The sequence below is a fragment of the Lysinibacillus sp. FSL M8-0134 genome (assembly GCF_038069745.1).
Classification (GTDB): Bacteria; Bacillota; Bacilli; order Bacillales_A; family Planococcaceae; genus Lysinibacillus; species Lysinibacillus irui.
Window position 1 is genome coordinate 1,197,954 of sequence record NZ_JBBPAJ010000001.1, and the last position, 17,985, is coordinate 1,215,938.

At 35.9% G+C, this 17,985-nt stretch carries 23 protein-coding genes; 12 read left to right on the plus strand and 11 right to left on the minus strand.

Annotated elements, in window-relative coordinates; all coding sequences use genetic code 11:
* Positions 1-46 precede the first annotated feature (46 nt).
* From MKY49_RS05770 to MKY49_RS05785, 4 genes are all read left to right on the plus strand, one after another.
* Positions 47-598 (plus strand): TetR/AcrR family transcriptional regulator, encoded by a 552-nt coding sequence (locus MKY49_RS05770; RefSeq protein ID WP_274796143.1) that lies wholly within the window; start codon positions 47-49, stop codon positions 596-598.
* A 54-nt stretch (positions 599-652) separates the two neighbouring features.
* The gene (locus tag MKY49_RS05775) at positions 653-1,072 is read left to right on the plus strand and encodes a MarR family winged helix-turn-helix transcriptional regulator (RefSeq protein ID WP_274796144.1); all 420 of its coding nucleotides are present in this window, start codon (positions 653-655) and stop codon (positions 1,070-1,072) included.
* Between the two features lie 1,010 nt (positions 1,073-2,082).
* Positions 2,083-2,355, plus strand: coding sequence for a hypothetical protein (locus MKY49_RS05780; protein WP_341385776.1), 273 nt, complete (start codon positions 2,083-2,085; stop codon positions 2,353-2,355).
* Positions 2,345-2,788 (plus strand): DUF5694 domain-containing protein, encoded by a 444-nt coding sequence (locus tag MKY49_RS05785; RefSeq protein WP_341385777.1) that lies wholly within the window; start codon positions 2,345-2,347, stop codon positions 2,786-2,788. The genes MKY49_RS05780 and MKY49_RS05785 overlap by 11 nt, the downstream gene beginning before the upstream one ends.
* Positions 2,789-2,977: 189 nt before the next feature.
* Here the strand turns inward: MKY49_RS05785 and MKY49_RS05790 are convergent, their stop codons facing one another.
* The 5 genes from MKY49_RS05790 to MKY49_RS05810 form a co-directional block, all read right to left on the minus strand.
* A complete protein-coding gene (locus tag MKY49_RS05790; protein ID WP_341385778.1) occupies positions 2,978-3,541 on the minus strand; it encodes a CPBP family intramembrane glutamic endopeptidase in 564 nt (187 codons plus the stop codon).
* 183 nt (positions 3,542-3,724) lie between these two features.
* Positions 3,725-4,423, minus strand: a complete 699-nt coding sequence (locus MKY49_RS05795; protein WP_341385779.1) for a hypothetical protein — start codon at positions 4,421-4,423, stop codon at positions 3,725-3,727.
* Positions 4,420-5,283, minus strand: coding sequence for an ABC transporter ATP-binding protein (locus MKY49_RS05800; protein WP_341385780.1), 864 nt, complete (start codon positions 5,281-5,283; stop codon positions 4,420-4,422). Before MKY49_RS05800 ends, MKY49_RS05795 begins: the two co-directional genes overlap by 4 nt.
* Before the next feature lie 3 nt (positions 5,284-5,286).
* A complete protein-coding gene (locus MKY49_RS05805) occupies positions 5,287-5,646 on the minus strand; it encodes a GntR family transcriptional regulator (protein WP_274796148.1) in 360 nt (119 codons plus the stop codon).
* A 121-nt stretch (positions 5,647-5,767) separates the two neighbouring features.
* On the minus strand, positions 5,768-6,766 hold the full coding sequence (locus MKY49_RS05810) for an acyltransferase family protein (protein ID WP_322610350.1): 999 nt from the start codon (positions 6,764-6,766) through the stop codon (positions 5,768-5,770).
* A 238-nt stretch (positions 6,767-7,004) separates the two neighbouring features.
* On the opposite strand from MKY49_RS05810, the gene MKY49_RS05815 reads away from it, so the two are divergent.
* From MKY49_RS05815 to MKY49_RS05830, 4 genes are all read left to right on the plus strand, one after another.
* Positions 7,005-7,256 carry a phage holin gene (locus tag MKY49_RS05815; RefSeq protein ID WP_274796150.1) on the plus strand — a complete coding sequence of 84 codons (252 nt, stop codon included), beginning with the start codon at positions 7,005-7,007 and terminating at the stop codon, positions 7,254-7,256.
* Between the two features lie 81 nt (positions 7,257-7,337).
* A complete protein-coding gene (locus MKY49_RS05820; protein ID WP_341385781.1) occupies positions 7,338-9,419 on the plus strand; it encodes a DUF2339 domain-containing protein in 2,082 nt (693 codons plus the stop codon).
* Positions 9,420-9,702: 283 nt separating this feature from the next.
* Positions 9,703-10,455 (plus strand): prepilin peptidase, encoded by a 753-nt coding sequence (locus tag MKY49_RS05825; RefSeq protein ID WP_341385782.1) that lies wholly within the window; start codon positions 9,703-9,705, stop codon positions 10,453-10,455.
* Between the two features lie 32 nt (positions 10,456-10,487).
* Positions 10,488-11,210 (plus strand): gamma-glutamyl-gamma-aminobutyrate hydrolase family protein, encoded by a 723-nt coding sequence (locus tag MKY49_RS05830; protein WP_341385783.1) that lies wholly within the window; start codon positions 10,488-10,490, stop codon positions 11,208-11,210.
* A gap of 109 nt (positions 11,211-11,319) precedes the next feature.
* On the opposite strand, the gene lexA is transcribed toward MKY49_RS05830, so the two are convergent.
* The gene (gene lexA, locus MKY49_RS05835; RefSeq protein ID WP_004232118.1) at positions 11,320-11,937 is read right to left on the minus strand and encodes a transcriptional repressor LexA; all 618 of its coding nucleotides are present in this window, start codon (positions 11,935-11,937) and stop codon (positions 11,320-11,322) included.
* A 166-nt stretch (positions 11,938-12,103) separates the two neighbouring features.
* Between lexA and yneA the strand changes: the two genes are divergently transcribed.
* Positions 12,104-12,418, plus strand: coding sequence for a cell division suppressor protein YneA (gene yneA / locus MKY49_RS05840; protein WP_312505368.1), 315 nt, complete (start codon positions 12,104-12,106; stop codon positions 12,416-12,418).
* Complete coding sequence (locus tag MKY49_RS05845) at positions 12,415-13,080, plus strand: YneB family resolvase-like protein (RefSeq protein WP_312505370.1); 666 nt, start codon at positions 12,415-12,417, stop codon at positions 13,078-13,080. Before yneA ends, MKY49_RS05845 begins: the two co-directional genes overlap by 4 nt.
* Before the next feature lie 40 nt (positions 13,081-13,120).
* On the opposite strand, the gene def is transcribed toward MKY49_RS05845, so the two are convergent.
* The 4 genes from def to MKY49_RS05865 form a co-directional block, all read right to left on the minus strand.
* Positions 13,121-13,693 carry a peptide deformylase gene (gene def / locus MKY49_RS05850; RefSeq protein WP_341385784.1) on the minus strand — a complete coding sequence of 191 codons (573 nt, stop codon included), beginning with the start codon at positions 13,691-13,693 and terminating at the stop codon, positions 13,121-13,123.
* The gene (locus tag MKY49_RS05855) at positions 13,686-13,877 is read right to left on the minus strand and encodes a helix-turn-helix transcriptional regulator (protein WP_274797284.1); all 192 of its coding nucleotides are present in this window, start codon (positions 13,875-13,877) and stop codon (positions 13,686-13,688) included. The genes def and MKY49_RS05855 overlap by 8 nt, the downstream gene beginning before the upstream one ends.
* Positions 13,878-13,967: 90 nt before the next feature.
* Positions 13,968-14,507, minus strand: coding sequence for a DJ-1/PfpI family protein (locus MKY49_RS05860; RefSeq protein WP_341385785.1), 540 nt, complete (start codon positions 14,505-14,507; stop codon positions 13,968-13,970).
* The gene (locus MKY49_RS05865) at positions 14,504-15,034 is read right to left on the minus strand and encodes a GNAT family N-acetyltransferase (RefSeq protein ID WP_341385786.1); all 531 of its coding nucleotides are present in this window, start codon (positions 15,032-15,034) and stop codon (positions 14,504-14,506) included. Before MKY49_RS05865 ends, MKY49_RS05860 begins: the two co-directional genes overlap by 4 nt.
* Before the next feature lie 185 nt (positions 15,035-15,219).
* Between MKY49_RS05865 and MKY49_RS05870 the strand changes: the two genes are divergently transcribed.
* Both MKY49_RS05870 and tkt read left to right on the plus strand, forming a co-directional pair.
* Positions 15,220-15,453 carry a DUF896 domain-containing protein gene (locus MKY49_RS05870; protein ID WP_274796159.1) on the plus strand — a complete coding sequence of 78 codons (234 nt, stop codon included), beginning with the start codon at positions 15,220-15,222 and terminating at the stop codon, positions 15,451-15,453.
* A gap of 126 nt (positions 15,454-15,579) precedes the next feature.
* Complete coding sequence (tkt, locus tag MKY49_RS05875; RefSeq protein ID WP_274796160.1) at positions 15,580-17,574, plus strand: transketolase; 1,995 nt, start codon at positions 15,580-15,582, stop codon at positions 17,572-17,574.
* A gap of 41 nt (positions 17,575-17,615) precedes the next feature.
* On the opposite strand, the gene MKY49_RS05880 is transcribed toward tkt, so the two are convergent.
* Positions 17,616-17,954 carry a hypothetical protein gene (locus MKY49_RS05880; protein WP_341385787.1) on the minus strand — a complete coding sequence of 113 codons (339 nt, stop codon included), beginning with the start codon at positions 17,952-17,954 and terminating at the stop codon, positions 17,616-17,618.
* Between the last annotated feature and the right edge of the window lie 31 nt (positions 17,955-17,985).

Below are 17,985 nucleotides of genomic sequence, written 5' to 3' on the forward strand. Positions count from 1 at the left end.
ATACAACACATTTAAGATTTTGTTGAAAAAATAGGAGTGGAAACATATGACGCAATCGAAGACGGACCTTCGGGTTTTACGTACTCGTAAATTAATTATGGATTCTTTCATTGAACTTTCAGGGAAAAAGGAATTTAAGGATATTACCATAAAGGATATTACAATAGAAGCCATGATTAATCGTGCAACTTTTTATTATCATTTTAAGGATATATATGACTTATTGGAAAAGGTATTATCGGAGGTATTGTTAGTTAATTTGGATTGTGAATACTACCAAAATAACGAACTAAATGAAGAAGCATTAGTGAACATTTTCAAAGCAATTACAAATTTCCATAAGTCATTATCCCATCGTTGCCATAGAGGTTACGAAGATACTATTGCTCGTATTATTAGGGAACAGCTTGAAATCATATTTTACAAAATGTTGTTGAATCAACACCCTACTAAAGATAAGGAAGCCCTAAAGCTTACTACTACCATGTTAAGTTGGGGAATTTACGGAGCATCTTTAGAATGGGGAAGGAATAGTACAGTACCACCAGAAGAATTTATTAAATTGGTAATTCCTTCAATAATGTATGAGATTGATTGAATTTTTTCTATACGGTAGATAAAATATATGCTATAGCATATAAAGAGGTGTTATATGGATTTACATGATTTATTAGGGTATCTTATTCATCGTACTGATGTAAAAATGACAAATTATTTTACTAAGGTGTTGAAACCTTATGGAATTACCCCAGAACAATGGAGTATCATTAGTGTTCTTAGTAGCCAAAGAGGCACTACTCAAAAAGAGTTGGCAGAAGCAATTGATAAAAATCAAACAACTGTTGTAAGAATGATACATTCAATGGAGAGAAAGAGTATTGTAAAAAAGGTTTTTAATGAGCAAGACAGACGTTCGCATTATCTTTTCCTAACTGAAAAAGGTGAAGAGATAAAAAAAACAATTCTTTCTGTAGTCAAAGATGCTCATCATGTCGTTTCGAGTAATTTAAGCAAGGGAGAAATCCAACAATTAAAATCGTTATTAAACAAATTATATGATACTCGTTACTAATACCTGACCCTATGGATATTTTGCTATTTATAAAGGATTTTTCTCACACTATATGCTATAGCATGTAATTTTTGTCCATGGGATAGGGAAATTTAACTTCTTTTCAACGTTCTTGAAGATAAATTATGTTACAGCTATGTACTATTGAAGTAGCTGCCTAGTGTCAAGTAATTTTAAATGACTATAGTAATCTTGCTATTTTTGATTGATTTGGAGGCCATTCTCCAAATGCAAAAGTTGTAAGAACGTTAATAATCAGTTATTCGTGAAACGTCGAAAGGCTTAGGAAGTATTCCTAAGCTTTTTTGAGGTTTCTTTATGAAAGAAAATACTACCAATCCTTATAGTATATGGGGTCTTAATCCGGACCTATTAACCCTGAAGAAAATTTATTAAAGGGAAGGCGAGGCGTGTACAAAGAAGAACGACAATTAACTGAAAGTGCAATTTGTAATACAAAACGAAAGCCTTAAGCATTATCATAATGCGCTAATTATTATTATTTTTATAATTACATAAACTTTGAATAAATAAAAAAACCTTATACAAAAATAGGGCTGACTTTTATACAAAAAGGTTTGAACCTGACTTTCTCCTTTAGAAACATCCAGACCAAAAACTGGATTCATTTCGAAATCTCCTCAAGGAAAATACTAAATTAGTCGGTAACCCCCTAAGCTACTTGTAATATCAAAGATTCGCTTGTTAAACGGGATCTTTGTCCCAACTAGCTCTAAACACGTTTATACAAGTTAGGGGTGAACAGTTTTGCGGACGGGAACGGGTCCCACGGGCGCTACCTTCTACCCTGACTACCGTTATAATATGACCAAAAACAAAAAGGTCAAAAATCTGGCTACCCTTATACTTACTTGACTTTTTAAATAATGGGACAGATTGTTTAAAATCAATTTCAATAAAATGGTTATTTGTGTTAGGGTTTACTTTAGACTGCGAAATAACTTACTTAAACTAACGATGCAGGTTAATGAATAAAGGGAGGATTCTCAATGAATGTAGAAAAAGCGAAAGTCCTTATACTTGGAACTTTTCATATGTCTGAACATGAAGGTTTAAATTCTGAAAGAAGGCAAAATGAAATAGTGGACTTAGTATCTAAACTGGCAAGGTTTAAACCAACGAAGATTGCAGTTGAAATGGTACCAGAGGAAAGTGAATATTGTAATGAGAAATATAAACAGTATAAATCAGGTGTACATAAATTAGAGATGAATGGAAATATTTCAAGTAGGCTTCCGATTAGGTTTAAAGATGGGGCATGAACAGATTTATCCAACCGATTGGATGGGTAAATCGGACATGGGTTATGCAGAAGTTGAAAGTTGGGCAAAAGAAAATCAACCAGAACTTTTAAATGAAATATTTGAGGGTCTTGTATTTCCTGAATTGTCGGAAGATAAAAGTATAATAGATTATTATAAAGCATTAAACGCTCCCATTTTTCTTAATAAATTGCATAAAATGTATGTAAATATTGCACGTATTGGTGGTCTTAATAAATATGTTGGTATGGACTGGCTAAGTTGGTGGTATAAGAGGAATTTGATTATGTTTGCTAATTTAACCCGTCTAATTGATACGGAAGAGGAACGTATTTTATTTATAGTAGGTGCTTCGCATACAAATATAGTTACTAAATTTCTTGAAGAGAGTGAGATTTGTGAGGTGGTCCCTCCACTAAGTTACTTATCCTAAAAGGTTTTTTCTTTAGATGTTTAAATGGTTCATTATTCTCATAAGTTCTCTTTTTAAATATAAAAGGAATTAGGAATAGTGTATAAGAGGACAACTATACAAAAAAGTACACCACTAAATAAAAGTAATGTACCAATTATCATGTATAATATTAAAGATAATCTATTATACATTCACTTATCTTTTATTTTACAGGGTAGACTTGACATTTTTCATAAAATTAATTGAGTGGCCTTTTTTTACACGTCTCCATAAAAAGAGCATATAGACAAAGAGCACAAAAATAATGAGATAAGCACTCGTCATAGAGCTTTCTTCATTGCCCATGAAGTTAAAGGAATTATTAAACCCATGGAAAAGAATTGTTACAATAATGGATTGACCATCCAAGATAAGCAATGATAGAACAAGACCTACTAATAGTGCATAGATGATTTGTATAATGGTGTCTTCTAAGGATTGACCTCCAAGCAACTGAAGGGCATGTGTGACGCCAAACAAAATACTAGAAACCCATACAGCAGTAGCTACTCCTTTAGTCAGTAGCATTCTAAGCAAAATGCCCCTAAATATAGTTTCTTCGATAAATGCTATAATAAGCAATTGCATCAAGAACATAGCAATGACATTGCTCATAGAAGTCAAATTTAAGCCTTTTGCGCTCACTAAGATAATACATAAAATGAAAAGTAGTGGTAAGAGGATGAAGAGTTGATTCTTTGAGAAATACTTTTGCCAGTTATTTTTTATCATGATATAAATGAAAATCCCCAATGCAAGTGGAATTAACAAAGCAAACTGAAGAAAAGGACTTGAAGGTTATAGAATAGAAACAAAAGCACCATTTATAACATAGAAAAATATGAGAAGAAATTCTAAAGCAACTATTTTAAATATTAATTTTTGATTCATTCGATAAATTTCTCCCTATTATATTTATACAGGATTTACAGAAACCTTTCGCATGCTTGTAGAAATAACTAAATAGAGTAAGATACTTAAAATAAAAATGCTTCCTAAGATAGCGCTTAAGGACGAATTAGCTAAAAGCTCAAATAATGGTGTGAACCATTCAAACACGACCATTAAAATTGGAACTAAAGCAAGTAAGCCAATTAAACTATAGCCGCCTAAAATACCTAAGCGATAAAAAGTGACATTAAGAAGAAGGCCTGAATTAAGACAGAATAGAAGTAAGACTGAATCAAATGCTGCGGTTTGTAAAAATGAATAGGTGTTATCAAAAATTAAGAGTGGGTGGATGATGATAATATTATTTTTGATGTTTAGTAGGGTAGAAACATAAGTAATAATATTTTGTGCACTCGCAATGATTAGTGCACCAACTAAACTCCAACTTATGAAAAACAGCCCGACATTGACCATATATTGTTGGCGACTTAACCCTAGCTTTAAAAAATAGGGTAATGTTCTATTTAAAAGCTTTGCTGCCATTGAACTATAAAAAATGTAAACAGGTATCGAAATGGTAATTGCAAAAGATATATATTGACCGAAAAATGCATCTAAGAAAAATGACAATAGCACAATTAAAAATAAAATGCTCCAAAAAATGATATTATGTTTTTTGAAATTTTGAAATAAGATATAAAAACTACCTTTCATTGTATTCATTTCATAGACCTCACTTTCTGTTTACTGAAATAAACCAGCATGTCTTGAAGAGAGACTGATTCAAGCGATATGTTCTGACCTTCAATGAATTGGCCATTTGCATAAACAACAGCTGTCATTTCTTGCATAAACATATGCTGATAAATCACTGTTAAGTCACCAATTGCTGAAGCAACATCTGTAGCACTACCTTTTACAGCAACAATATGTTCGTACCACTCCTCAGCAGTTTTTTGCAATAATAGCTCTCCCTCATGAAGAATAAAAATTTCCTCAAATAGTTCGCTTGCTTCATCAATTAAATGTGTGGATAAAATAAATAAACGTGGATTTTCAGTTTGTTGTTCAATTAACAGATCATAAAACGTATTCCTTGCTGCCACATCTAAGCCTATATAGGGTTCATCAAAGATGGTAATGTCCGCACGACTCGCAAAGCCTGTAATGATTCCAAGTGCTGAGACCATTCCTTTTGATAAACTACGTACCTTATCTTTTGGATTCAAAGCAAATACTTGGACCAGTTCTTGAGCTAGCTCTTCATCCCATTTAGGATAAAAGAAGCGATTTGCCTTCAATGTTTGCGCAATGGTCATTTCTGCTTGGAAATTGTCACTTTCAGCGATAAAACAAATATTACGTAAAGTAGAAGGAGCATTAAAGACATTTTCTCCGTTGACCAAAATTTCTCCACTTGTAGTCGCGATGAGTCCTGATAACAGATTCAAAAAAGTTGTTTTACCAGCCCCGTTATGGCCTAAAAAACCTATAATTTTCGGACCCTCCATAGTAAATGTGACATTTTGTAAAGCGGATTTATGTTTATATGACTTCGTGACATTGTTGACAGTAATCTTCATACATTATCCCCCTTGTATCAATCTTTGTAACTCTTCATCGGAAATGCCTAAACGACTAGCTTCCTTTTTCAACGGTTCAATATGTTGACGAAAGAAGTTTTCTTTACGCTCAGTAACTAAAATTTTTCTAGCGTCCTCATGTACAAACATTCCGACACCTCGTTTTTTATAAATGATCCCCTTATCCACTAATTCATTCACGCCTTTCCCAGCAGTTGCAGGGTTGATTTGGTATTCTTTTGCAAACTCATTCGTAGATGGAATGCGATCATCTGGCTGTAGCTGTCCATCTAGAATGGCATCTTCTATTCTTTCGCGAATTTGTTGGAAAATTGGTTTTTCGTTATTTAAAGAATGAATCACAATCCACCTCACTTGTTAATTGGTTGATTACTTATGTAATTAACCATACAACTTATGGTGCCATCTGTCAATTGTTTGGCAAAATTAATTAAAAAATTTATTTTCCATCAAAAAAGCCTTCTCAATGTTGAGAGGGCTTTTGATGAGCTTTACCTATCAGATAGGCACTTAAAGGTACGTACGAAATGATTTTGATAAGCAGCATACAGACAAGTAAACTGGACAGGAAAAGTGAAATTACTTGAAGAGCGGTAGTAGGTAGTAATGCGCAATAAGGAGCAAGATATTCTTGGATCAGCCAGTGTATTAGAAAGATACCAAAGGAATAGCGACTTAAAATATGGAGATAAGAGAGCTTGGGCATACTTTGTGCAAACGCTAATATACAAAATGTTATAGTCAAAACGAATAACATAATATCGATTCTTCTGGATGTAATCTGCTGAGCACCTAAATAATAGTTTGCATATAAAATGGCCATTGCAAGTATAACGGAAAGGACTGTGACGAATTTATATTTGACAAGATAACGTGCTATTTTTTCATAATGACTACCAATGATATAGGCCATTGCAAAATAAGGAAGCCAACCAACAAAGAGCAAACGCATAAAATGATCATTCTGGATGAAATAGTCGAAATTCAAATTTGCAATAGTCATATAAAAAATTCCTAGTAAGAAAAAAATAGAAGTAAACCAGATACTGGATAGCTGCCATTTTTTTATGAAAAAAAAGAGAATATAAAGCTGAAAGATCGTCATGACAAACCATCCTGAAAAGTCTCCTAAAACAATATGTCGATATAATGCAATCCAAAAGTTTTCATCATAATGAAAAGCGGCGTTGGCTGCATATAAAATACCTGCAGCTACAAACGGCATAACAATAAACTGAAAACGACGCCATAAAAAAAGGGGAGGTAGCTGATTTGGGTAGCGATTAGCTAAGATCAAAATAGACAATAAAATAAAGGTTGGTGTAGCGAAACATAACAATAATCTAAAAAATTGATAGTATGGTTGATCAATATAGCCATTAATCGTTTCAATATTGGTTGTAGCATGTAATAATACAATACTTAAGCAAGCAATTACCCGCAAAACGTTCCACTCATACACCAAATCAATCACCCTCGTTTTCAGTAAACTGGGAGGCATCCAGTTATAAGATGCAACCTAACTAAATATATGTGTATGACATACGTGATAAAACCTTCCTAGCTTTCCTTCCATAAATAGTTTGGACCACAAAATATTAATAAAAAACTCTAGTAACTTAGCAAGAGTTCCATTTTTGCATATGTGTCACATAACTACTATGCATATACTGTGGCAAGAGGGGGGGAGGTGAGCTTTTATGAGAATTAACTGGAAGGTTCGTCTTCAACATATTCCATTTCTACTAGGGCTATTTTCATTGTTACTCCTACTCGCACAACAAGTAGCGGCTATTTTTGGCTATGATTTAACAGCTGCGATGAGTGAGCAAATTTCATCGATTTTAAATACAGTTTTATCCATCCTTGTGTTAATGGGTGTCATTGTAGATCCTACGACACGTGGCACAAGTGATAGTGAGCGTGCTCTAATGTATAGGAGACCGAGATAAATTAAACTAAAAGTGTAATTTTACAATAAGGATAAATATGTTATAATGTTAGAAAATTGATAAAGTAGGGAGGATGATTGAATGTCCATTGAATTGGAGCGTAGAATTGCTAAGCTCGAGGAGGAAATGGCAGATTTACGTCAGGAGTTGTCTTCACTAAAGCGTACTCAAAACACTGAAAAAATAAATACTCTTGATGCCAGACAATCGATAATCAAGCAATCAGAACCAATAAAACCAAAACCCACACTGGAGTCGAAGCCTATCCCGTCCAAAGTAACGGAAAAAGAAGTGCAACCACAGCCATCGATGGAGGAACGTGTTATGTGGGCACTTCCAAAAGTATTCATGGTTATTTTAGTGATGGGGGTCCTTTGGGGACTAAAACTTGTCAGTGATTATGGTTATTTATCGAATGGCGTGAAAATCATCCTCGCCTATGCATTATCGGTGGGATTGGTGGTCATTGCCTACGTATTGGAACGTAGAAAAGTAGGCTCTGCTGCAATGACAATTTCACTATATGGTGGGGCATTTATTGTTGGTATTTTAACAACAGCAGCAAGTGCCATTTTGTATGAAATCATCGCTCTAACACCTGCATTAGGCATTACGATTCTGTATATTGGCTATGGAATTGGCATTAGTTATTTGAAGAAAAATGAAGCACTCACTATTTTTGTTGCTTTTACGTCGTTATTATTACCTTATTTACTAGAGTATATGGATTTTAGTGCCGTCATTATTTTACTATTTGTGATCGTATTGTTTGCTGCACTACAATTGGTCATTTATCAGCACAAGCAAAAGCTTGCACTTTATATAGCTACTTTCTTCTCTGTTCTAGCAGTGAGCATTGTAGCGTTTATGAATAGTGATCAGCAAGTTGTTTTTGCACTTGGTTTACTGGTGATTCTGGCAATCTTTTACGCAATTTGGTGTCTACTGTATCGTGTGCAATCAAAATGGAAGCCACTACATATAGGGCTCCAATTTTCTTTAGGCTCTTTTACTTTAATATTGATGAATCTTATTATCCGTTCGCTTGAAAATGGAGAAATACTACTCATTACCTTGATGATTTTATTTGGCGCAATAGCGTTTTATAGCTATCGTAAAAATTGGCAGGAAGTATTGGATAGTGCTGTCACGCTGGCATTTATTACACTATGTAATACCGTACTTCTAATGAATTTACCAAATAACATAGATGATTTACTTTATCCGCTCATTATATTTGCTGGTGTTATGATGAGTTTACGTATACGGGCAAGTATCATGAAGGTAGTTACTTCATTTTTCCTTGTGTTGACATTTACATTAAACTACGTCTTTCATGAGCCAAAACCATTTTTCAGCATAGATCATCTAAGTTTATTCATGCCGATTATCTACCTAATCGTCATATATTTATATGCAAGACGTCCAAAAGAAACAATTACACCATTTGAAAAGGTTATGAAGGATTTATACATCATCGATATTTTAGCAGTGGTCACAGCAGGCTATTTCTTAGCTTATATTGGCAAACTAGACAGTGCTTATTTTGTGGACACAAACGGTATTCCTTATATGATGAGTATTGCATTAGCTGCACTATTTGCAGGCTCTTTACTAGTTGCCGAATCATACAAAGGGCGAGCGTTAACACCAGTTCTCGGCGCATTTTTCCTCCTATTCTCTTTGCTGATTAGCACCAAGACTTCAATGATGGATAGTTTAAATATTATCACTAGATTTGTTTATATTGCAGTCATTGTAGCCATCATCGTAGATATCTTTGTAAAAGGGCTTATTTACCGATTGTATGAAGATCGTCTAGGGAAATATGTCGATGCTATTGTAAGTTCTGGTATTGTACTCACAATGATTTCTATTTGGGGGCTGATTCAACAGTTTACGAATAATAACGTACTAGATTGGAAGCTAAGCATTGCCCTTACAACGATCACATTATTCTTGACGGCCAGTGTTTCATTATGGCTTGGTTCAAAACATCATCTTAAAACACTCCGTACAACAGGCTTTGTCATTTTGGTCATGGCGTTTATTAAGCTTATATTCTTTGACTTATCCGCACTTGATTTATTAATTAGAGCAATTCTGTTTATTACAATTGGTGGGATTGGCATGCTGTTGTCGGGTAGGTTGTTGAGGAAATAAAGAAGAAAAGAGATTCCAATGTATTTTGGAATCTCTTTTTACATTATGTTAAAATGATATCGAAACCTTACTATATTCCCCGCTTTTTAAAGTTCAACATTTCCCTAATCTTACATCATTCATTCTCTATTGTTTTTATCCAAATTTTCCATAACGACAAGTATTTTAATAGATTCTTTAATAACCTAACAATGTTAGAAGGACTTTTTATTGAACAATACTTACATGGATAGGTGAACCATACGATTTGTATGGGCTCCTATTGGTTTAGGAGGTCAAAAAAATGGAAATGGCTTATACAATCTTTATATTTTTATTTGGGCTTGTCTTTGGCTCTTTTTATAATGTGGTAGGTTTACGCGTCCCACAGAAGGAATCGATTGTCCATCCTCCCTCACATTGTACCAAATGTAATAGACAATTAAAGATGATTGATTTAGTACCAGTATTGTCTTATGTGTTTTTAGGGGGGAAATGTCGAACCTGTGGCTATACAATTTGTTGGATATACCCAGCAATAGAAATATGGACAGGTGTTTTGTTTGCCTTTGCTTATTGGCGGCTAGGTTGGGGCATAGAATTTATTGTAGCGCTTTTATTTATCTCCTTGTTCGTTATTATTATTGTTTCGGATTTAGCCTATATGCTCATCCCAGATAGGGTGCTTATATTCTTTTTACCATTCCTCGTTGTAGGTCGGGTACTATCGCCATTAACACCATGGTGGGATTGTCTTGTGGGTGCTGTCGTTGGTTTTGGCATACTATATGTTATTGCGGTTATATCGAATGGTGGCATGGGTGGAGGAGATATTAAATTATTCTTTTTAATTGGACTCGTTCTTGGCACAATCAATACACTGTTAACACTATTTCTGGCGGCAGTTATCGGTATGATTGTGGGGGTTATCATTTTGTTCAAGCGTAAGCAAGGAAGAAAAACACCCTTCCCCTTTGGTCCGTCTATCGCCTTAGCAGCGATCATTGTTTATTTTTATGGTGATTCATTAATCAATTGGTATTTAGGTTTTTGGTAATTGTCAATCTTCAAGTATATGGAGGGAAGCAAGTGAAACCGGTTATTGGCATTACAGCCTTTGTGGAGGATGATTTATCCGCTCATTTAAATGCTGCTTACAGTCAAAGTATTATTGAGGCGGGAGGAATTCCGCTTATTATTCCTTTAGGTGTTGAGGAGGATGCGGCTCAAATTTTAGCTCTTACAGATGGTTTATTGTTATCGGGTGGCTATGATGTGCATCCATTTCTATTCGGAGCAGAGCCATCACCAAAGCTAGGGAAAATTCATCCAGCGAGGGATACAGTTGAACTAGCTTTAATTGAAGCTGCTTTTATACGAAAAATGCCTATTTTCGGTATTTGTCGTGGAATCCAAATTTTAAATGTCGCATTAGGTGGTACTTTATATCAGGACATTGATAGTGACCATTTTAGTACGAAGTTGCTTAAACATGCACAGCAATCAGGTCGAGCTGTAGCTACTCATTATGTACAGATTATTGCAGATAATTTATTAGCAACTATTTTAGAACAAGAGAAAGTTGCTGTAAATTCGTTTCATCATCAGGCTGTGAATGTTCTAGCAGAGAAATTAAAAGTAGCAGCGAAATCAAGCGATGGTATTATCGAAGCAGTAGTTCATGAAGATTTACCATTTTGCTTGGCAGTTCAGTGGCATCCTGAGGAAATGGCCAAAGCAGGAGAAGAGAACGCTAAAAAATTATTTTCAGCATTTGTAGAGGCTAGCTTAAAGTTCAAAAAAGAAGCTTAGAAGGGCATAGAGTAAAGAATCCAATGCTAGTATGTGGATTCTTTTTTTGCGTAAAAAAGAGGATACATGCTCATAAGGAACATATAATCCTCGATACCTATTTTCGTAATTAATGCACACGACGGTAGAGACCAACAACTTGTCCTAAAATAGAAACTTGATCGACAATAATTGGCTCCATGGATGAATTTTCAGGCTGTAAACGGAAATGGTTTTTTTCTTTGAAAAAACGTTTTACAGTGGCTTCATCCTCAGCTGTCATAGCTACAACAATATCACCGTTATTGGCTGTTGCCTTTTGCTTCACAATGACTAAGTCCCCATCTAAAATTCCTGCTTCAATCATTGATTCCCCCATAATTTCAAGCATGAACAATTGATCTTCACTTGTGCCATACGTATCTGGTAGCGGGAAATACTCTTCAATGTTTTCAATAGCTGTAATAGGAGAACCGGCTGTAACCTTACCAACAAGTGGAACATGAATTACTTGTTGCTTTTGAATGGATTCTTCAGGCTCTAGAATTTCAATCGCACGTGGCTTTGTTGGATCTCGACGAATAAAGCCTTTTTGTTCTAATCGAGCTAGATGACCATGAACAGTGGAACTTGAAGCAAGTCCAACTGCTTCCCCGATTTCTCGTACTGATGGTGGATAGCCCTTAGCTCGTACCTCTTCTTTAATAAAAGCTAAAATATCCTCTTGTCTTTTTGAAACTTTTTTCATGAGTGCTCACCTCTTTTTTCTAATATCATTCTTCTTATTTGATAGTATAACAGAATGCGAACACGTATGCAAACATAGGTTCGAAAAGTGTTTGACAAAAACGTTTGTTCGCTTTATTATGAGAACATACATTCCGAACAAACATTCTACAAAAGGGGTTATGAACATGACATGGTTAAAGAAAAACACACATATTTCAATCTTGATGGGAGTTTGTCTACTATTTGCAGGATATCTTTACATTACTGATCCAGGACACGTTAGTTACGCTGAAATTCAAATCGAACACGGGGATAGCTTATGGTCGTTAGCAGAGCAATACCGTGGTAAAATGAGTACTGAAGATTGGATTAAGCTTGTGAAAACAGAAAATGAGCTAGCGGATATTAAAATTGTGGCAGGAAAATCTCTAGTCATTCCTGTAGTGAGTAATCAGGCCGATCCCATCAATACCATTGAAATTGCGAGAAACGAACAATGATCAATAATCAACTGTCGGCTGTTGTCTATTGCCGTGTAAGTACTGAAAAGGAAACACAAAGCTCGTCTTTAGAGCGACAACAAGAAGAGTTACTGCGCTATGCAAAAGAGCAAGGTTATGAGGTGAAGGGCGTTTTTAAGGATAAGCACAGCGGCTACGATGTAGAACGTGAGGGCTTACTTGAAATGCTTGATTTCATTAAAGAAAAGGGGATTAACGCCCTTTTTGTACAAGATGAAACACGTTTAGGACGTGGAAATGCAAGGATGGCTGTGTTGCATTTGTTACAAAAATCAGCAACAGATGTTTTCTCTATGCGTGATGCAGGACCGGTGCAACTAAACGAAATGGACACGATGCTGCTTGAGATTTTAGCGATAGTAGAGGAATACCAGCGTAGAATACATAATGCTAAAATACGTAGAGGTATGCGCCGTGCTGTAGAGAATGGCTACCGTCCTGAAAATAATTTATCGAATCGAGGTAACCCGCATGGTCAGGAGCGTAAGGAACTACCTGTAGATGAAATTGTCAAGCTGCGTAAACGTGGATTTACCTTTGAAGAAATTTCTATAACGCTTAGAGGGTTAGGTTTTGAAGTTAGTAAAGCGACTGTCCATCGCAGATTTCAAGAACATCAAGAAAGATTAGCAGGAAAATGATATAGCCTGCTAATCTTTTTTTATCTTCTGTACTTCGCTATTAATAGGAAGATAAGCTTTCTATGCTTACGTTAGTAGGTAGTTTAAAAGGGTGTTCTTTATTAATTCGATCATAAAACATAATGCCGTTTAGATGGTCGATTTCATGTTGGACAACAATTGCACCATAGCCCTGTAACTGCACGATGATTTCTTGTCCATTAATGTTATAACCTTTAACCTTAACACGTTCATATCTTGGCACAAAACCATGGACTGGTCGATTAACAGATAAACACCCTTCTCCCTCTGGTAAATAAATCATATTTACAGAATGACTGATTATTTTAGGGTTGATCAACATCATTTCATAGTCATCAAAAAATATAGCAAACATTCGTTTATCTACGCCAATTTGGTTAGCTGATAGTCCACTTCCAGGTCGAAGCTTATATTTTTTTGCTAGATTTGGATCTTGGCTATTTTTTAAATATTGCAGCATTGATAATAATGTATGTTGGTCTTCTTTTGTCACAGGGATTGTCACTTCTTGTGTTTGTTTTCGTAATAATACGGAGTCCTCTTTTACGAAATCTTTCATAGTAATCATATAATTAGGATGAAATCTATTCATAGATAAACACCTCATCAATACGACTATTGAGGACTTTAGCAATTTTAAAAGCTAACTCAAGCGTCGGATCGTACTTATCATTTTCAATACAATTGATTGTTTGTCTGACAACCCCGCATTCCTTAGCAAGAGCAGCTTGTGTTATTCCTAATCTTTTTCTCAAAACTTTGATAATATTCTTCAGATTTACTCCTCCATTTTTGTCCGAAGTATTAGACATTATTATAGCGAAAATCTACAAGAGATGTCCAAGGAATTAGACATGTGGAGTGTTTTATTTTTCATACCAGTTGGCATTAAAATTTAGATTTAGCGCTTTCCCTAAATTAATACCGAATTGAATAAAGGCTCTACCACGTGCTGTAATGATATGGCCGTCTTGCACAAAGAGTTCGTCAGAATAATGTCGTAGATCAAAAATCCCTAACTGTCTTATTCCATCTAAAGGCAAACCAACCGTGTATTGTTTGTTTGCTAAAATTCCAGCCTTTGCTAATAAATAGGGGGAGCTAGAGATACTTGCGATAATGCCTTCTTTATCGTGGATTGCACGTATAAAATCGAATATTTCCTGTTCTTGTTGTAGGCAAGATATGTCCACGCATCCTGGCAATACAAGACTATCAATATCAGCTAAGTTCGCCTCGCTTATTAGAGAATCCACTACACAGCATAAACCCGATTCCCCGCGTATTGGTTCATTGTTTAAACCTAGGGTGATGATAGGTTTGCCACCTTGCATTAATATAGACAAGGCCACGCTTAATTCATATTCACTAAATTGAGGGTATAATAATACAGCCGTTTTCTTCATTCACACTCTCCTTTGTTCGTCCACTCTTCCTGCAAAATGGCGTAATAAAATTCATCCCACCAATCTTCACCATGCGGTATACATTTTTTAAAAAAACCTTCACGTCGCATACCTATCTTTTCCATGACCCTATATGAAGCGATATTTTCGGGCTGACATGTTGCAATTATTCTATGAAGCTTCATTTCGGTGAAGCCATAATCTAAAACAGCACGCGCCGCTTCAGAAGCAAACCCACGGTTCTGATAAAGAGGATTTAAAACCCATCCGATTTCATAGGTATGTTCACCAAAGTATCGGTGAAAAACAATATGACCGATCACCAATTGTTGCTCTCTTAAAACAATGGCAAAATGTTTGGCTTGTACATCACTGTTTTCTATTATAAATTTTCGTACCTGTTCTTCATCGAAAACGCCTTCAGGCATGTAATGCATCACCGTTTTATCTGACAAATAGCTATAAATAGCAGGAAAATCTTTTGCTTCAAAATTTCTGATAAGTAATCGTTGAGTTGTAATATTCACGTTCATTCCCCCAATATCTATCAATTTTTCCCTTTTACTATAGTTATACACCTCTAACATCTGGAAGTCATGTGAATAATAGCAAAGAGGTGTTATTAAGGGTTGGTATAACTGCATTTTAAGGGAAACCATGCTATACTTTGCATACTGAAGTCTTTAAGATAGGTATTGAAAGGTGTGTAACAATGTTATCAAAAGAAAAAATTAATCGAATTAATGAACTTTCTGCCAAAGCAAAAAGTGGACAATTAACAGAGGAAGAGGCAAAGGAGCGAACAGCGCTTCGTAAGGAGTACTTAGATACGTTCCGAGCAACAATGCGCGATACGATTGAAAATGTAAAAGTGGTGGATGTAGAAGGTAATGATGTCACACCAGAGAAGGTTAGACAAGCGAAAAAAAATAAATTTCTAAATTAATGTGACACAATTCAATAAAGTATGTATGAAAAACCAAATAGTATAACAAAAGCATTGTTTTCTACAGCAATGTTGACTAAACTGTAAAAGAACAATATATAGGACGAGAAAGGATGTCACAATATAATGACTCAACATGCGGATCTATTAGCAATTAATGCTATCCGAACTTTGTCAATCGACGCTATTGAAAAAGCAAATTCTGGTCACCCAGGTTTACCGATGGGGGCAGCGCCAATGGCTTATACGCTATGGACAAAACAATTACGCCATAATCCAGCCAATCCAAAATGGTATAACCGTGATCGTTTTGTACTGTCAGCTGGTCATGGTTCAATGCTTCTATACAGCTTACTTCATCTTGGAGGCTATGGTTTACCAATGGAAGAAATTCAAAATTTCCGCCAATGGGATTCATTAACACCAGGACATCCTGAATACGGTCATACAGTAGGTGTAGAGGCAACAACTGGTCCTCTTGGTCAAGGGATTGCTATGACTGTTGGTATGGCAATGGCTGAGCGTCATTTAGCGGCTACTTACAATAAACCAGGTCATGACATCGTTGACCACTACACATTTGCACTATGTGGTGATGGTGACTTAATGGAAGGTGTAGCTGCTGAAGCTATTTCATTAGCAGGCCACTTAAAACTTGAAAAATTAATCGTGCTTTACGATTCTAATGATATTTCTTTGGATGGTGACTTAGAAAAGTCATTCTCAGAAAACGTGCAAAAACGTTTTGAATCTTATGGTTGGAATTACTTAAAAGTAGCAGATGGTACAGATGTTGATGCGATTAATGCTGCCATTGAAGAAGCGAAAAAATCAACTGGCAAACCAACATTAATTGAAGTAAAAACGGTTATTGGTTTTGGTTCTCCAAATAAATCTGGTAAAGCAGATTCTCACGGTGCACCACTAGGTACAGATGAAGTTGTTTTAACGAAAGCTGCCTATGAGTGGGCTCACGAACCGTTCAAGATTCCTGCAGAAGTATATGATACATTTACTGCTGCTGCTGAAGTGCAAGGAGCACAACCAGAGGAAGCTTGGAATGCTAAATTTGCAGCATATAAAGAAGAATTCCCAGAGTTAGCAGCTCAATTTGAAAAAGCAATGAATGGTGAATTACCAGAGGATTTTGCTTCTGAATTACCAGTATATGAGGCAGGTAAATCAGTAGCAACGCGTTCTTCATCTGGTGATGCGATCAATGCCATCGCAAAGAAAACACCATCTTTCTTTGGGGGTTCAGCTGACCTTGCCGGCTCTAATAAAACAACAATGAAGGGCGCTGGTGACTTCTCAGCAGACGATTATGCAGGTCGCAACATCTGGTTCGGTGTTCGTGAATTTGCAATGGGTGCTGCTATGAACGGTATGGCACTTCACGGTGGTTTAAATGTATTTGGTGGTACGTTCTTCGTGTTCTCAGATTACGTTCGTCCAGCAGTGCGCCTATCTGCATTAATGGGTCTTCCTGTAACATATGTATTTACACATGACTCAATTGCAGTAGGGGAAGATGGTCCAACTCATGAACCAATCGAACACCTTGCATCATTACGTGCAATGCCAAATCTATCTGTTATTCGTCCTGCAGATGCAAACGAATCAGCAGTCGCTTGGGAACTTGCAGTAGCTTCTGAAAAAACACCAACAGTTTTAGTATTATCTCGTCAAAACTTACCAGTACTTGACGCTTCTATTGAAACAGTACGTGAAGGTGTGACAAAAGGTGCTTATACAGTGTCTCCTGCTACAAAAGAAGTTGCAGATGCGATTTTAATCGCAACAGGCTCAGAGGTTTCACTTGCTGTTGAAGCACAAAAAGCATTAAAAGCTGAAGGAATGGATGTAGCTGTTGTTTCAATGCCATCTATGGATCGCTTTGAAAAACAAGATGCAGCTTACAAAGAATCTGTTCTACCAAAAGCTGTGACAAAACGTCTTGCGATTGAAATGGGTGCATCATTCGGCTGGCATAAGTATACTGGCTTTGAAGGTGATGTGCTTGCTATCGATAAATTTGGCGCATCAGCACCAGGTGAAGTAGTAATGGAAAAATACGGCTTCACGGTAGAAAATGTCGTAGCAAAAGTAAAAGCATTATAAAAGAAACAATGAATACCGCAACACTCAGTGAGCTTCTTTCTCTAATGAGTGTTGCGGTTCTTTTCTTTTTTATAGCTTTTTAGTACCGTAATGTATAAAGCCAAGAATTGAGTGACTAGAATACCCATGAAAAGGATAAAATCCTTTGTACTACCACCAATTCCTAATTCATCTACGATAATGGCAGAAAACCAAAGAAGCTGACCAGAAACGATGACGGTTAAGCTGGCAAAAATAGCACATAACCAAATGGGTGTTTTTTTGATGCAAACCATAATGAGTAGCAAAATAGAGAACAGAAAAATCACGAGAAAGATAGGATCAAGTAAGGAAAACACATTGTTTGTGACAAAGTTATGATAGGTAAAACGATGATCCATAAAAGAAAGGCCCCCTTTTTACAAATATTAA

What these genes read in the sequence shown, in the direction of transcription:
- MKY49_RS05770 (WP_274796143.1), top strand. Translation starts at nt 47, where the DNA reads ATGACGCAATCGAAGACGGACCTTCGGGTTTTACGTACTCGTAAATTA.
- MKY49_RS05775 (WP_274796144.1), top strand. Translation starts at nt 653, where the DNA reads ATGGATTTACATGATTTATTAGGGTATCTTATTCATCGTACTGATGTA.
- MKY49_RS05780 (WP_341385776.1), top strand. Translation starts at nt 2,083, where the DNA reads ATGAATGTAGAAAAAGCGAAAGTCCTTATACTTGGAACTTTTCATATG.
- MKY49_RS05785 (WP_341385777.1), top strand. Translation starts at nt 2,345, where the DNA reads ATGGGGCATGAACAGATTTATCCAACCGATTGGATGGGTAAATCGGAC.
- MKY49_RS05790 (WP_341385778.1), bottom strand. Translation starts at nt 3,541, where the DNA reads ATGATAAAAAATAACTGGCAAAAGTATTTCTCAAAGAATCAACTCTTC.
- MKY49_RS05795 (WP_341385779.1), bottom strand. Translation starts at nt 4,423, where the DNA reads ATGAATACAATGAAAGGTAGTTTTTATATCTTATTTCAAAATTTCAAA.
- MKY49_RS05800 (WP_341385780.1), bottom strand. Translation starts at nt 5,283, where the DNA reads ATGAAGATTACTGTCAACAATGTCACGAAGTCATATAAACATAAATCC.
- MKY49_RS05815 (WP_274796150.1), top strand. Translation starts at nt 7,005, where the DNA reads ATGAGAATTAACTGGAAGGTTCGTCTTCAACATATTCCATTTCTACTA.
- MKY49_RS05820 (WP_341385781.1), top strand. Translation starts at nt 7,338, where the DNA reads ATGTCCATTGAATTGGAGCGTAGAATTGCTAAGCTCGAGGAGGAAATG.
- MKY49_RS05825 (WP_341385782.1), top strand. Translation starts at nt 9,703, where the DNA reads ATGGAAATGGCTTATACAATCTTTATATTTTTATTTGGGCTTGTCTTT.
- lexA (WP_004232118.1), bottom strand. Translation starts at nt 11,937, where the DNA reads ATGAAAAAAGTTTCAAAAAGACAAGAGGATATTTTAGCTTTTATTAAA.
- yneA (WP_312505368.1), top strand. Translation starts at nt 12,104, where the DNA reads ATGACATGGTTAAAGAAAAACACACATATTTCAATCTTGATGGGAGTT.
- MKY49_RS05845 (WP_312505370.1), top strand. Translation starts at nt 12,415, where the DNA reads ATGATCAATAATCAACTGTCGGCTGTTGTCTATTGCCGTGTAAGTACT.
- def (WP_341385784.1), bottom strand. Translation starts at nt 13,693, where the DNA reads ATGAATAGATTTCATCCTAATTATATGATTACTATGAAAGATTTCGTA.
- MKY49_RS05860 (WP_341385785.1), bottom strand. Translation starts at nt 14,507, where the DNA reads ATGAAGAAAACGGCTGTATTATTATACCCTCAATTTAGTGAATATGAA.
- MKY49_RS05870 (WP_274796159.1), top strand. Translation starts at nt 15,220, where the DNA reads ATGTTATCAAAAGAAAAAATTAATCGAATTAATGAACTTTCTGCCAAA.
- tkt (WP_274796160.1), top strand. Translation starts at nt 15,580, where the DNA reads ATGACTCAACATGCGGATCTATTAGCAATTAATGCTATCCGAACTTTG.
- MKY49_RS05880 (WP_341385787.1), bottom strand. Translation starts at nt 17,954, where the DNA reads ATGGATCATCGTTTTACCTATCATAACTTTGTCACAAACAATGTGTTT.